This window comes from Streptomyces sp. NPDC059785 (assembly GCF_042732375.1).
Lineage (GTDB): Bacteria > Actinomycetota > Actinomycetes > Streptomycetales > Streptomycetaceae > Streptomyces.
Map to the genome: position 1 here is coordinate 41355 of NZ_JBHWHV010000069.1, position 13401 is coordinate 54755.

General features: G+C 72.4%; 16 protein-coding genes and 1 pseudogene. 16 read left to right on the forward strand and 1 reads right to left on the reverse strand.

The genetic code is table 11. The features are described from left to right. The first annotated feature begins 81 nt into the window (after positions 1 to 81). From sufD to ACFV6E_RS36310, 12 genes and pseudogenes are all read left to right on the forward strand, one after another. Entirely contained in the window at positions 82 to 1263 is a 1182-nt protein-coding gene (sufD, locus tag ACFV6E_RS36255; RefSeq protein WP_385172498.1) for a Fe-S cluster assembly protein SufD, read from the forward strand. Next, complete coding sequence (locus tag ACFV6E_RS36260) at positions 1263 to 1592, forward strand: bifunctional 3-phenylpropionate/cinnamic acid dioxygenase ferredoxin subunit (protein WP_385172501.1); 330 nt, start codon at positions 1263 to 1265, stop codon at positions 1590 to 1592. Before sufD ends, ACFV6E_RS36260 begins: the two co-directional genes overlap by 1 nt. A 7-nt stretch (positions 1593 to 1599) precedes the next feature. Further along, complete coding sequence (gene sufC / locus ACFV6E_RS36265) at positions 1600 to 2364, forward strand: Fe-S cluster assembly ATPase SufC (protein ID WP_385467504.1); 765 nt, start codon at positions 1600 to 1602, stop codon at positions 2362 to 2364. Beyond that, the gene (locus ACFV6E_RS36270; RefSeq protein ID WP_385172507.1) at positions 2361 to 3617 is read left to right on the forward strand and encodes a cysteine desulfurase; all 1257 of its coding nucleotides are present in this window, start codon (positions 2361 to 2363) and stop codon (positions 3615 to 3617) included. Before sufC ends, ACFV6E_RS36270 begins: the two co-directional genes overlap by 4 nt. Positions 3618 to 3627: 10 nt before the next feature. Further along, positions 3628 to 4101 (forward strand): Fe-S cluster assembly sulfur transfer protein SufU, encoded by a 474-nt coding sequence (sufU, locus tag ACFV6E_RS36275; protein WP_385172510.1) that lies wholly within the window; start codon positions 3628 to 3630, stop codon positions 4099 to 4101. After that, positions 4098 to 4436, forward strand: coding sequence for a metal-sulfur cluster assembly factor (locus ACFV6E_RS36280; protein WP_355790821.1), 339 nt, complete (start codon positions 4098 to 4100; stop codon positions 4434 to 4436). Before sufU ends, ACFV6E_RS36280 begins: the two co-directional genes overlap by 4 nt. A gap of 144 nt (positions 4437 to 4580) precedes the next feature. Beyond that, positions 4581 to 5594, forward strand: a complete 1014-nt coding sequence (locus tag ACFV6E_RS36285) for a sulfotransferase family protein (protein ID WP_385172513.1) — start codon at positions 4581 to 4583, stop codon at positions 5592 to 5594. 56 nt (positions 5595 to 5650) lie between these two features. Next, positions 5651 to 5971 (forward strand): DMT family transporter, encoded by a 321-nt coding sequence (locus ACFV6E_RS36290; RefSeq protein WP_385172516.1) that lies wholly within the window; start codon positions 5651 to 5653, stop codon positions 5969 to 5971. Then, a pseudogene (locus ACFV6E_RS36295) lies at positions 5971 to 6501 on the forward strand (TetR/AcrR family transcriptional regulator); the annotation flags it as partial. The gene ACFV6E_RS36290 and the pseudogene ACFV6E_RS36295, both read left to right, overlap by 1 nt. Positions 6502 to 7373: 872 nt before the next feature. Further along, positions 7374 to 8363 (forward strand): 2,3,4,5-tetrahydropyridine-2,6-dicarboxylate N-succinyltransferase, encoded by a 990-nt coding sequence (gene dapD / locus ACFV6E_RS36300; RefSeq protein ID WP_385177507.1) that lies wholly within the window; start codon positions 7374 to 7376, stop codon positions 8361 to 8363. A gap of 191 nt (positions 8364 to 8554) precedes the next feature. Next, positions 8555 to 9112 (forward strand): SigE family RNA polymerase sigma factor, encoded by a 558-nt coding sequence (locus ACFV6E_RS36305; RefSeq protein WP_385177509.1) that lies wholly within the window; start codon positions 8555 to 8557, stop codon positions 9110 to 9112. Next, on the forward strand, positions 9109 to 10329 hold the full coding sequence (locus ACFV6E_RS36310) for a WD40 repeat domain-containing protein (protein ID WP_385467507.1): 1221 nt from the start codon (positions 9109 to 9111) through the stop codon (positions 10327 to 10329). The genes ACFV6E_RS36305 and ACFV6E_RS36310 overlap by 4 nt, the downstream gene beginning before the upstream one ends. Before the next feature lie 90 nt (positions 10330 to 10419). Here ACFV6E_RS36310 and dapA read toward each other — a convergent pair whose 3' ends face one another. Next, a complete protein-coding gene (dapA, locus tag ACFV6E_RS36315) occupies positions 10420 to 11352 on the reverse strand; it encodes a 4-hydroxy-tetrahydrodipicolinate synthase (RefSeq protein ID WP_385467510.1) in 933 nt (310 codons plus the stop codon). A 187-nt stretch (positions 11353 to 11539) separates the two neighbouring features. Between dapA and ACFV6E_RS36320 the strand changes: the two genes are divergently transcribed. The 4 genes from ACFV6E_RS36320 to ACFV6E_RS36335 are packed head-to-tail and all read left to right on the forward strand — an operon-like array spanning position 11540 to position 13352. After that, the gene (locus ACFV6E_RS36320) at positions 11540 to 11701 is read left to right on the forward strand and encodes a hypothetical protein (RefSeq protein WP_385177514.1); all 162 of its coding nucleotides are present in this window, start codon (positions 11540 to 11542) and stop codon (positions 11699 to 11701) included. Further along, a complete protein-coding gene (locus ACFV6E_RS36325; protein ID WP_385467513.1) occupies positions 11698 to 12360 on the forward strand; it encodes a hypothetical protein in 663 nt (220 codons plus the stop codon). The genes ACFV6E_RS36320 and ACFV6E_RS36325 overlap by 4 nt, the downstream gene beginning before the upstream one ends. Before the next feature lie 54 nt (positions 12361 to 12414). Next, the gene (locus ACFV6E_RS36330) at positions 12415 to 12840 is read left to right on the forward strand and encodes a phage holin family protein (protein ID WP_385177517.1); all 426 of its coding nucleotides are present in this window, start codon (positions 12415 to 12417) and stop codon (positions 12838 to 12840) included. Beyond that, positions 12837 to 13352, forward strand: coding sequence for a DUF3618 domain-containing protein (locus ACFV6E_RS36335; RefSeq protein WP_385177519.1), 516 nt, complete (start codon positions 12837 to 12839; stop codon positions 13350 to 13352). The genes ACFV6E_RS36330 and ACFV6E_RS36335 overlap by 4 nt, the downstream gene beginning before the upstream one ends. Positions 13353 to 13401: the final 49 nt, after the last annotated feature.

Sequence of the window (13401 nt, forward strand, 5' to 3'; positions counted from 1 at the left end):
TCCCGGGGGCGGGCCACGACACCGCCCCCGGCGAGCAGCGCGAAGACTCATTTGACGTAGGAAGAGAGCACAACGACAGCCATGGCTGAGGCTCAGAACATCCCCGTCGGTTCGACGACCGCCGGCCAGATCGCGGTGGCCGCCGAGTCGACCGTCGCCACGCGCATGAGCGCGCCCCCGTCCTTCGACGTGGCGGACTTCCCCGTGCCGCACGGGCGCGAGGAGGAGTGGCGGTTCACCCCGCTGGAGCGCCTGCGCGGACTGCACGACGGCACCGCCGTGGCCTCCGGCGACGGCCTGAAGACCGACATCCAGGCCCCCGAGGGCGTCACCGTCGAGGCCGTCGGCCGCGACGACGCCCGGCTCGGCCGGACCGGAGCCCCCGTCGACCGCGTCGCCGCCCAGGCGTACTCGTCGTTCGACAAGGCCGCCGTCATCACCGTCCCCAAGGAGACGGTGCTCACCGAGCCGATCCGCATCGCCGTGCACGGCGAGGGCGGGGTCGCCTACGGCCACCAGGTCGTCGAGCTGGGAGCCTTCGCCGAGGCCGTCGTCGTCATCGACCACACCGGTGACGCGGTGCTCGCCGCCAACGTCGAGTACGTGCTCGGCGACGGCGCCAAGCTCACCGTCGTCTCCGTCCAGGACTGGGCCGACACGGCCGTGCACGTGGCCCAGCACAACGCGCTGGTCGGCCGCGACGCCTCCTTCAAGTCCGTGGTCGTCACCTTCGGCGGCGACCTCGTCCGCCTGCACCCGCGCGTCCAGTACGCGGGCACCGGCGGCGAGGCCGAGCTGTTCGGCGTGTATTTCACGGACGCGGGCCAGCACCAGGAGCACCGCCTCCTGGTCGACCACAACACCCAGCACTGCAAGTCCAACGTCGTCTACAAGGGCGCGCTCCAGGGCGACGAGGCGCACGCCGTGTGGATCGGTGACGTCCTCATCGAGGCCAAGGCCGAGGGCACCGACACCTACGAGATGAACCGGAACCTGGTCCTGACCGACGGCGCCCGCGTCGACTCCGTGCCGAACCTGGAGATCGAGACCGGCGAGATCGTCGGCGCCGGACACGCGAGCGCCACCGGCCGCTTCGACGACGAGCAGCTCTTCTACCTGATGGCCCGCGGCATCCCCGCCGAGGACGCCCGCCGTCTGGTGGTCCGCGGCTTCTTCGCCGAGCTGGTCCAGCAGATCGGCGTGGACGACATCGAGCAGCGCCTTCTCGCGAAGATCGACGAGGAGCTGGAGGCATCGGTCTGATGACTGCCCCCGCGACGTTCCTTCGCGCCTGCGGCCTGAGCGAGCTGGACGAGGACACCCCGCACCGGGTGGAGCTCGACGGCACGCCGGTCGCGGTCGTGAAGACCGAGGGCGAGGTGTTCGCGATCAACGACATCTGCTCGCACGCGAACGTCTCGCTCTCCGAGGGCGAGGTGGAGGACTGCCAGATCGAGTGCTGGCTGCACGGCTCCGCCTTCGACCTCCGTACCGGCAAGCCGTCCGGCCTTCCCGCGACGCGCCCCGTCCCCGTATACCCCGTAAAGATCGAAGGGGACGACGTGCTCGTCTCCCTCTCCCAGGAGTCCTGAGGCACCCATGGCAACGCTTGAAATCCGAGACCTGCACGTCACCGTCGAGGCCGACAACGCCACGAAGGAGATCCTCAAGGGCGTCGACCTCACCGTGAAGCAGGGCGAGACGCACGCCATCATGGGCCCGAACGGCTCCGGCAAGTCGACCCTCGCCTACTCCCTCGCGGGTCACCCGAAGTACACCATCACCGGCGGCACCGTCACCCTCGACGGCGAGGACGTCCTGGAGATGGAGGTCGACGAACGCGCCCGCGCCGGCCTGTTCCTCGCCATGCAGTACCCGGTCGAGGTCCCCGGCGTCTCCGTCTCCAACTTCCTGCGCACCTCCGCCACCGCCATCCGCGGTGAGGCCCCCAAGCTGCGCACCTGGGTCAAGGAGGTCAAGGAGGCCATGGAGCGCCTCAACATGGACCCCTCCTTCGCCGAGCGCAACGTCAACGAGGGCTTCTCCGGCGGTGAGAAGAAGCGCCACGAGATCCTTCAGCTCGAGCTGCTGAAGCCGAAGGTCGCGATCCTCGACGAGACCGACTCCGGCCTCGACGTCGACGCCCTGCGCATCGTCTCCGAGGGCGTGAACCGGGTCCGCGAGAGCGGTGAGACGGGCACCCTGCTCATCACCCACTACACGCGCATCCTGCGCTACATCAAGCCGGACCACGTCCACGTCTTCGCCAACGGCAAGATCGTCGAGTCCGGCGGCCCCGAGCTGGCCGACAAGCTGGAGGCCGAGGGCTACGAGGCCTACACGAAGGGCGGCGCATCCGAGTGACACAGCTGCCGGGCCTCCTCGACACCGAGGCGATCCGCAAGGACTTCCCCATCCTGGACCGCCAGGTCCACGACGGCCGCAAGCTCGTCTACCTGGACAACGCGGCGACCTCGCAGACCCCGCGCCAGGTGCTCGACGTGCTCGCGGAGTACTACGAGCAGCACAACGCCAACGTCCACCGTGGCGTGCACGTCCTCGCCGAGGAGGCCACGGCGCTGTACGAGGGCGCGCGTGACAAGGTCGCGGAGTTCATCAACGCGCCCAGCCGCGACGAGGTGATCTTCACCAAGAACGCCTCGGAATCGCTGAACCTCGTGGCCAACATGCTCGGCTGGGCCGACGAGCCCTACCGGGTGGACCACGAGACCGAGATCGTCATCACGGAGATGGAGCACCACTCCAACATCGTCCCGTGGCAGCTGCTGTCGCAGCGCACGGGCGCGAAGCTGAAGTGGTTCGGCCTCACCGACGACGGGCGCCTGGACCTGTCGAACCTGACCGAGGTCATCACCGAGAAGACGAAGATCGTGTCCTTCGTCCTGGTCTCCAACATCCTCGGCACCCTCAACCCGGTCGAGGCGATAGTGCGCCGCGCCCAGGAGGTCGGGGCCCTGGTCCTGATCGACGCCTCCCAGGCCGCGCCGCACATGCCGCTGGACGTGCAGGCGCTCCAGGCCGACTTCGTGGCCTTCACCGGCCACAAGATGTGCGGCCCGACCGGCATCGGCGTCCTGTGGGGCCGCCAGGAACTCCTTGAGGACCTGCCGCCGTTCCTGGGCGGCGGCGAGATGATCGAGACCGTGTCGATGCACTCGTCGACGTACGCTCCGGCGCCGCACAAGTTCGAGGCGGGCACGCCCCCGATCGCGGGCGCCGTCGGCCTCGGCGCGGCGATCGACTACCTGAACTCGATCGGCATGGACAAGATCCTCGCCCATGAGCACGCGCTCACCGAGTACGCGGTGCGCAGGCTGACCGAGGTCCCCGACCTGCGGATCATCGGCCCGACGACGGCCGAGGACCGGGGCGCGGCGATCTCGTTCACGCTGGGCGACATCCACCCGCACGACGTGGGCCAGGTCCTGGACGAACAGGGCATCGCGGTCCGGGTCGGACACCACTGCGCGCGCCCGGTCTGCCTGCGGTACGGAATTCCTGCGACCACGCGAGCGTCGTTCTATCTGTACTCCACGCCGGCCGAGATCGACGCACTGGTCGACGGTCTGGAGCACGTACGGAACTTCTTCGGCTGAGAGGCTGGTCGTGAAGCTGGATTCGATGTACCAGGAAGTCATCCTGGACCACTACAAGCACCCGCACGGGCGGGGCTTGCGGGACGGTGACGCCGAGGTGCACCACGTCAATCCGACGTGCGGTGACGAGATCACGCTGCGGGTGAAGTACGACGGCGACCGGATCGCGGACATCTCGTACGAGGGGCAGGGCTGCTCGATCAGCCAGGCGTCGGCGTCCGTGCTGAACGAGCTGCTCGTCGGCAAGGAGCTGTCGCAGGCGCAGCGGGTCCAGGAGACCTTCCTGGAGCTGATGCAGTCCAAGGGCCGCATCGAGCCCGACGACGCGATGGAGGAGGTGCTGGAGGACGCGGTCGCGTTCGCCGGCGTCTCCAAGTACCCGGCGCGGGTCAAGTGCGCCCTGCTGAGCTGGATGGCGTGGAAGGACGCCACGGCCCAGGCCCTGGGGGAAGAGCCCGACAACGCTGCGAGGAAGACGGCATGAGCGAGAACGAGACCCTGACGACGAAGCCCGCCTCCGAGGAGGAGGTCCGCGAGGCGCTGTACGACGTCGTCGACCCGGAGCTGGGTATCGACGTCGTCAACCTCGGGCTGATCTACGGCATCCACATCGACGACGCGAACATCGCGACGATCGACATGACGCTGACGTCCGCGGCCTGCCCGCTCACCGACGTCATCGAGGACCAGGCGAAGTCCGCCACCGACGGCATCGTCAACGAGCTGCGCATCAACTGGGTCTGGATGCCGCCGTGGGGCCCGGACAAGATCACGGACGACGGCCGCGAGCAGCTGCGGGCGCTGGGCTTCAACGTCTGAGCGTTCGGCCTGTCGCTTTCGCCGACTTCCACGAGGGCCCTCCCGGCGCTGCCGGGAGGGCCCTCGCGCGTCGCCCGGCCGGTTCACATCCCGTTCTCAGGCCCCTCCAAGCCCGGACTCATCGGCCGACGGCAGCGTGGCCGCGTGACCACCGCGCCTCCCTCCGTACGACCCGTCTTCGTGCTCGGCTGTCCCCGCTCCGGGACGACCCTCCTCCAGCTCATGCTGCACGCGCACCCGCGGATCGCGATGCCGCCGGAAACCCGGTTCGTGCTGCCCGCCTACGCGGGGCGGCTGGATTTCGGGGACCTGCGCGAGCGGGCGAACCGGGCCGGGCTCGCCGAGTGGATCACCGGCCGGGAGGCGAGCAGGTTCCACGAGCTGGGGGTGGACGCCGGGCAGGTGGTCCGGCGGATCACCGACGGGCCGCCGACCCTCGGCTCGGCGCTCGGCACCGTGCTGCGCTCTTACGCCGAGGCGCACGGCAAGGTCCGCTGGGGAGACAAGCGGCCCGCCTACGCGCTGCACGTCCGGGAGATGCTGCGGCTCTTTCCCGACGCGCAGTTCATCCACCTGGTCCGTGACGGCCGGGACTGCGTCGCCTCGCTGCTCGGCATGGACTGGTGGCACCGCGGCTTCCACGAGGCCGTGGCCACCTGGGCGCAGGTCGCCGACACCACCCGCGCCCACGCCCGCAGGCTCGGCCCCGGCACCTGGCACGAGCTGCGCTTCGAGGACCTGCTCGCGGACCCCGAGAAGGAGCTGCGCGGCGTGTGCGGCTTCCTCGGCGAGGAGTACGCCCCTCAGATGAGCGAGCCGCACCGGGTCGCCGCGTCGGCCGTGCCCGCCCGCAAGACCTGGCACTGGCGCACGCACGGCGCGCTCGACGCCTCCCGCGCGGGAAGCTGGGCGACCCGCCTGACGCCCGCGCAGATCGCCCTGTGCGACGACGTCCTCGGCCGCCGGCTCACCTCCTACGGTTACGCACTCGCCGGCGCGGTCCGGCCCGACCCCGCCGAGCTGCTGCGCTACCGCCGCGTGGCCGCGCTGCGCCGGGCCGCCCACGCCAAGCGGCGCGTCCTCGACCGGCTGACCCGGGTACGGGAGAACGGCCCCGTCGCCTGGCAGCCCCAGTCCACGTCGGAGTTCCGGGCCTAGAGGCGGCGGACGTGTTCTGTGTACGACCGTACGCACCGATGTGTACTCTCGTACGCATGGGATATGTCCTGCTCGCCGGGGCCATCGCCGCCGAGGTGGCCGGCACGACCGCGATGAAGTACAGCGAGGGGTTCAGCAGGCTCTGGCCCTCGCTGATCACCGTCCTCGGCTACGGCGTCGCGTTCGCGCTGCTGGCCCAGACCCTCAAGACGGTCGCGGTCGGCACGGCGTACGCGATCTGGGCCGGGGCCGGGACCGCCGTCATCGCGGCCATCGGCATGCTGTTCCTGGGCGAGGGGCTGACCGCCGCCAAGTTCGCCGGCATCGTGCTGATCATCGCGGGGGTCGTGGTGCTGAACCTGGGCGGAGCGCACTGATGCCGCGCCGCCACGACCCCGAGCGGCGGCAGCGGATCATCGACGCGGCGATCCGCGTCGTCGGCGCCAAGGGCATCGCCGGGCTGAGCCACCGCTCCGTCGCCGCCGAGGCCGACGTGCCGCTCGGCTCCACCACGTACCACTTCGCGACCCTGGACGAGCTGCTGGTCGCCGCGTTGCGGCAGGCGAACGAGGGCTTCGCCAAGGTGGTCGCCGCGCGCGGCGCCCTTGAGGACATCCGGGTCGACCTCGCCGGAGAACTGGCCGGGCTGACCGGCGAATGGCTCGCGGGCGAGCGCACGGGCGTGGAGCTGGAGTACGAGCTCTACCTCGCCGCGCTCCGCCGCCCCGTGCTGCGCCCCGTCGCCGCCGAGTGGGTGCACGGCCTCGCCGACCGCCTCGCCGACCGCACCGACCCGGCCACCGCCCGCGCCCTCGTCGCCCTGGTGGACGGCATCTGCCTCCAGGTCCTGCTGACGGGGGAGCCGTACGACGAGCGATACACCCGCGAAATGCTCACACGCCTGATAACGGCGACGCCTACGGCGCCGGGTGGTTCCGCGTCGCCTGTTGTACCGGGTGGTTCTGCGGGGCCTGCCGCTCCCGGCGGTTCCACGGCACCTGCCGCGCCCGGCGGGCCCGCGGCACCCGCCGCTTCCGGATAGCGCCGCGGCGCCTGTCGCTTCCGGCAGCTTCGCCGCGTCTGCCTTCCGGCGGCCCCGCAGCGCCTGCCGCTCTCGGTAACTCCGGCGGGCCTGCCGTTTCGGGCGGCTCCGGCACGTCCGTCGCTCCCGGCGCGCCTGCTGCTTCCGGTGGCCTCGGCAGTCCTGCCGCCCCCGCCACCCTGAGCGTCTCCGGTGGCTCGGCGCCCCTGCCGTCTCGGGCGGTCCGGCGCGCCTGCTGCTTCCGGTGGTCCCGGCAGTCCTGCCGCCCCCGCCTTCTCCGGTGGCTCGGCGCCCCTGCCGTCTCGGGCGGTCCGGCGTCCCTGCCGCACTCATCGCTTCCGGCGACCCCGGCAGCCCTGCCGCCCCCCCCGCCACCCTGCCGTCTCCGGCGGCCCGGCGCGCCTGCTGCTTCCGGCGGCCTCGGCAGTCCTGCCGCCCCCCCGCCACCCTGCCGTCTCCGGCGGTCCGGCGCGCCTGCTGCTTCCGGTGGTCCCGGCAGCCCTGCCGCCCCGCCGTCTACGGCGGCTCGGCGTCCCTGCCGTTCCCGGCGGTCCGGCGCCCCCGCCGTCTCCTGCGGTCCGGCGCCCCGCCGTTCCCGGTGGTCCGGTGCCCCCGCCGTCTCCGGCGGCCCCGCCGCCCCCGGCGCTTCCCGCAGGTAGGCCGTAGGGTGGCCCGGTCGATGAGATGCCCCGCGCACCGGTTCGCCACCGCGGCCCCCGGCCGGTTAGGTTGCCCTCATGACCGACACGACTGCTCCTCGTACCACCGGCGCCGTGGCCGCCGGGCTCGCCACGATCGCCGCCGACGGCACTGTTCTCGACACCTGGTTCCCCGCGCCCGAACTGGTCGCGGAGCCCGGACCCGCCGGTACGGAGCGGCTGAGCGCGCAGCGCGCCGCGGAACTGCTCGGCGGTGGCGCGACCGCGGCGACCGGTCCTGACACCCGCCGCGGCGTCGAGGTCGTCGCGGTCCGCACGGTCATCGCCTCGCTCGACGAGAAGCCGACCGACGCCCACGACGTCTACCTGCGGCTGCACCTGCTCTCGCACCGGCTGGTGCAGCCGCACGGCCTGAGCCTGGAGGGCCAGTTCGGCTTCCTCGCCAACGTCGCCTGGACCTCCCTCGGCCCGGTCGCCGTGGACGAGCTCGAGAAGGTCCGCCTCAACGCCCGCGCCGAGGGCCTGCACCTCCAGGTGACCTCCGTCGACAAGTTCCCGCGCATGACGGACTACGTGGCGCCCAAGGGCGTCCGGATCGCCGACGCCGACCGGGTCCGGCTCGGCGCGCACCTCGCCGAGGGCACCACCGTCATGCACGAGGGCTTCGTCAACTTCAACGCGGGCACCCTCGGCACCTCGATGGTCGAGGGCCGCATCTCCGCCGGTGTCGTGATCGGCGACGGCTCGGACATCGGCGGCGGCGCCTCCACCATGGGCACCCTCTCCGGCGGCGGCAACGTCATCATCTCCATCGGCGAGCGCTGCCTGATCGGCGCCGAGGCGGGCGTCGGCATCGCCCTCGGCGACGAGTGCGTGGTCGAGGCCGGTCTGTACGTCACCGCGGGCACCCGCGTCACGATGCCCGACGGCCAGGTCGTCAAGGCCCGCGAGCTCTCCGGCGCCTCCAACATCCTCTTCCGCCGCAACTCGGTCACCGGCACGGTCGAGGCCCGCCCCAACAACGCGGTCTGGGGCGGCCTGAACGAGATCCTGCACAGCCACAACTGACACGGACGACCGGACCGGTCACACCGGCGCGTCCTCGAGCGCCCTTCCGCACCCCCTGCGGGAGGGCGCTCGAGGTTTGATCGAAGTTTTCGGATTACTTCCTGCCCGCAGGCATAGCGGTGCGTCCGCGCACGCGTCACAAGAAGCGCAGGGGTCGGGCACAGGGCCCGCCGGGGAAAGAGAAGGTGACGATGGATGCCGCAGGCCAGGAGAGTTTCCGGGAATTCGTGGCGAACCGGTCGACGGCGCTGCTGAAGACGGCCGTACTGCTCAGCGGCGGCGACCGGCACGCCGCCGAGGACCTGCTCCAGAACGCCCTCATCAAGGCCGCGGGCCGCTGGCACCGCATCGACGAGCCCGAGGCGTACGTACGGCAGGTCCTCTACCGGCAGCAGGTCAGCCGCTGGCGGCTGAAGTGGCCGCGCCGCGAACTCAGCGTCGCCGAACCCCCGGAGGCGGCGGCGGACACCGACGCCCCGGCCGCCGCCGAACTGCGCCTGCTGATGCGCGGCGCGCTCGCCCGGCTCACCGCGCGGCAGCGCACCGTCCTGGTGCTGCGCTACTTCGAGGACCTGCCCGAGGCCGACGTGGCCCGGCTGCTGAACTGCTCGGTGGGGACGGTCCGGTCCACGACGCACCGTTCGCTCGCCCGGCTGCGCGTCCTCGCCCCCGAACTGGCCGCGCTCGGCCCGGCCGACGCCGAGAAGCAGGCGTCCCGTGACTTCTCGCCCGTGGAGGTGCGCTCGTGAACGTCGATGAGCTGGTGCGCGAGTCGCTCCGGGAGCAGGCCGGCGAACAGCGGCCGCTCGGGCCCGACTTCGCCGACCAGGTGCTGGCGGGCCGGCGCCGCCGCCGCGCCCGTGGGTTCGCCGCCGTCGCCGCGGCCACCGCCGCCGTGGTCGCCGTCGCGGTCGGGGTGCCGCTGCTGGACTCCGGCAAGGACGACGGCACACGCCTCGCCAGCGAGATGAACCGCAGCGACATCATCGCCCATCCGGACCAGACACCCCCGCGCGACCTGATCGCGGCCGGAGACGTCGCGCTGGCCGCGTACTTCACCTACAGCACCGACAAGCAGACGAAGGACCGCGGCGTCCTCCGGCGTACCTACTGGCTCCTCGACCAGGAGACCGGCAAGTACGTGAAGGCCGCCAAGTGGTCCGTCCTCGACGTGGCGCCCGGCATGCGGACCGCCGCCGTCCTGGAGGACGACCTCCCCGCCAAGCGGATCGGCCTGCTCGACCTGTACACCGGCAAGGTCGAGCGGTGGATCCCGGTCGACCGCGGCGTCGCGTCGGTCGAGTTCTCCGAGGACGGCTCCAAGCTCCTCGCGACGACGTACGACGAGAACCCCGACCTGCTGTACCGGGCGGACTACGACAGCGACGGCGACGGCAAGAACAACGACTGGATGCCCCGGTACGGCGAGACCAGCCGGACCGGCTTCTACGTCGTCGACGTGGACTCCGGCGAGACGTCCTGGAGCAGGGTCTCCGGCGTCACCGACGACATGAACGTCCGTCAGGACTTCGAGTTCAGCGACGACGCCACCCGGGTGTGGGCGGGGCTCTCGACGGAACCCGGCATCCGGTACTTCGACCTGCGGGGGAACAAGGCCGGCCCGCCCGCCGGGGAGATGTACCGGAGGGGGTCCGTGGTGGCGGGACTGTCCCCGGACGGCAAGCTGGTCGCGGGCGACTTCGCGGGCACCGACAAGACCACCGCCTCCGAGATCCTCGACGCGCGCACCGGCCGGCGGCTGCACAAGGTGCACGGGCAGCAGCTCCTCGCCTGGGTCGACGACAAGCGGCTGATCGCCTGGGACATCGAGCCGGGGACGAACGAGTTCCACAACCGGCTGATGCTCATCACCATCGGCAGCGACAAGGTCGTACCCCTCAGCGGCTTCCGCAAGGGCAACGACGGCGCGGGCGGACGCTGGACACCGGTCTTCGCCGAGCGCTGAGCCGGGGCCGCGGCCGCCACAGAGCCGCCCTCGCGTCGGGCCCGTCGGGGGGCAGGCCCGCCGCGGGGGCCACATCCGCCGGGGCGCCGGTCAGAGAGGTCCGGACACCAGCCGCTCGTACGCGGCGAGCAGCCCGTCGGCCGCGTCCCGGCCGGCGGGCCGCAGCGGCGCCCTGACCGGTCCGGCGGGCAGCCCGAGCCGTCCGAGCAGCGCCTTCGCCGTGACCGCGCCGGGCAGTCCGGCGGCCATCATCGCCTCCACCAGCGGCAGGGCCTGCCGCTGGAGGCGCGCCGCCAGGGCCGTGTCGCCCGCGTCGAACGCGTCGAGGATCGCGCGGAACCGGCGCGGTGCCGCGTTGGCGACCGTGCTGACGTATCCCGTCCCACCGATCGCGTACAGGGCGAGGACGTACTCGTCGCAGCCGGTGTAGTACGCCAACTCCGTCTCGGCCAGCACCCGTTGGGTACCGAGGAGATCGTAGGCGCAGTCCTTGACCGCCACGATCCGCGGATGCTCCGCCAGCCGGATCAGGGTGTCCGGCTCGACCCGGGTGCCGGTGCGGCCGGGGATGTCGTACACCATGAGCGGCAGCGCCGTGGCGTCCGCGATCTCGCGGAAGTGCGCCTCGACCGCGTCCTGCGGCGGCCTGCTGTAGTACGGCGGGATCACCAGCAGGCCGTCGGCGCCCGCCTTCTCCGCGGCCAGCGCCAGTTCCACGGTGTGCCGGGTGTCGGCCGTGCCGACGCCCGCGACGACCGGGACCCGGTCGCCGACCGCCGCGCGGACCGCCCTGACCAGCGCGGACTTCTCCTCGTCCGTCGTCGTCGGGGACTCGCCCGTGGTGCCGGAGAGGACCAGGCCGTCGCAGCCCTCGTCGACCAGCCGCGCGGCGAGCCGCCCGGCCCCGTCGGGATCGAGCGCGCCGGACTGCGTGAACGGCGTGATCATCGCGCAGAGCGCCCGGCCGAAAGGCGCCGGAACGCGCGCCGGAACGGCCGCCGGAGCGGTGTCTGAGAGCGTCATGCCGTCAGTGTCACGTTCCCCCGTCGTGAAGCTCCACTTAAATCTGCTTCGGGATATGAGGGAGCTGCGCTGCACAGTCGGAACGGGACAGGGGAACACCCGGCGGACCGGACCTGGTGCCAACCCGGCCCTTGGTGCGTCACCATGGCGGGGACGGACCACAGGACGGCGGACCACGGGAGGCACCATGAGGCTGGGCAAAGCACTCGCCACCGGATTCGCGGAGGACGTGAGCGCCTCGGAGGAGCAGGCCGGTCACGAGGTCGCCGAGGCGGTCGGGGAACTGGCTGCGCCCGCGCCGGAAGAGATCCCGGCAAAGGCCCCGGAAGAGGCTGCGGCCGGCCGATGAGGTACCGGCTCCCCGAGGAACGCCCGACGGAGCCGCCGACCGGATACAAGATCGCCCACCCGGTGCTGTCCCAGGACGGCACCCGGGCCGGGTTCACCGGCGTATCGCTGGGCGGCTCGCTGCCGTACGGCGTGCTGGCCGAGGCGCGCTGCGTCTACGGGCTGCGCCACCGCGCGCCGCACCGCCGCTGCGACTGCGGCTTCCACTGCGTGCACGACCGCGCCGAGGCCGAGGGACTGCTGTGCACCGCCGAGCACCGGGCGGCGGTCCTGCTCGATGTCCGGGTCCTCGGCACCTACATCCGCTTCGAGCGCGGCTTCCGGTACGCCCGCCAGCGGGTGCTGACCGCGACCATCGGCCCCTGCCCGTGCGGCACGGCGGCCGCCGCGCTGGCCGACGCGGGCTGGGGCCGCCCCGGCTGGCGCGCCCTGGCCGCGGCGTGCCCGGGCTGCGTACGCGGCCGTACGTCGCTGTCGCTCGCCGAGTTCGCCCGGCTGGCCGGTGACGGGCTGCGGGTCCGCTCCGCCCCGGCGGCCGGCTCCGCCCCGGCCGGACCGGCCGTCGCCGAACTCGTCGCCGAGGCGGCGCTGCTCCAGGCGCGTCTCGACTGGTTCCAGACCCAGTTGGCGCGGCTCGAGGAGCGCGGGACGCAGGGGTAGTGCGCGCCGGTCCGGGTACCCGGACGTCCTCACAGCGTAAGGAGGCGGGACACCGTGACCGGGACCATGAACCCCAGGCCCGTGCGTGAGGAGCACGGGCAGCAGTCGGTGGGTGAGCTCGTCGGACAGGCCACCGAACAGCTCTCCCAGCTCGTACGGCAGGAGATGAGCCTCGCCAAGGAGGAGCTGACCGAGAAGGGGCGGCGTGCGGGGCGGGGCGGCGGACTGCTCGGCGCGGCGGGCGCCGTCGGGTACGTCGGGCTGATCGCGCTCTCCGGTACGGGCGTCGCCGCACTTTCCCTGGTACTGCCCGTGTGGGCGGCGGCGCTCATCGTCACCGGAGTGCTGTTCGCCGTCGCGGGCGTCCTGGCGGTCACCGGGCGCGCACAGCTGCGCCAGGCCACGCCGCCGACGCCCGAGACCGCGCTGGGCAGTGTCAGGGCCGATGTCGACGAGATCAAGGAAAGGGCGCATCGATGACCAAGGACAACACCGGTGCCGAGGCCGCGGGGACGACCGGTGCCCGGCCGGGGGCGGACGCGCCGAAGGCCGTCGGCGCCAAGGGCCCGGACGAGCTGCGCCGGCAGATAGAAGAGACACGCAGCCAACTGGGCGACACCGTCGAGGAGTTGGCGGCCAAGGTGGATGTGAAGTCCCGCGCGAAGGCGCGCGCCGCCGAGCTGAAGGACAAGGCGGGCGCCGTGGCCGTACAGATGAAGGCGTCGGCCGCGCACGCCGGGCAGACCGTCCAGGGCAAGGCGGCCCAGGCGGGGCACACGGTCCAGGGCAAGGCGGCCCAGGCGGGCCAGACGGTCCAGGACAAGGCGGCGCACGCCGGGCACACGGTCGAGCAGGGTGCGCCGGGGCCCGTGAAGAACGCCGCCTCCGGTGCCCTCCAGGCCGGCCGCCGCCACCCCGGTCCTGTGCTGCTCGCCGGGGCGGGTGCCGTGGTCGCGGTGGGCCTGCTGCGGCGGCGGCGCAACCACCACTGAACCGGCCGCGCCGGCACAGGAGCCGGCGCCGCGACCGTGACGCGGGAAC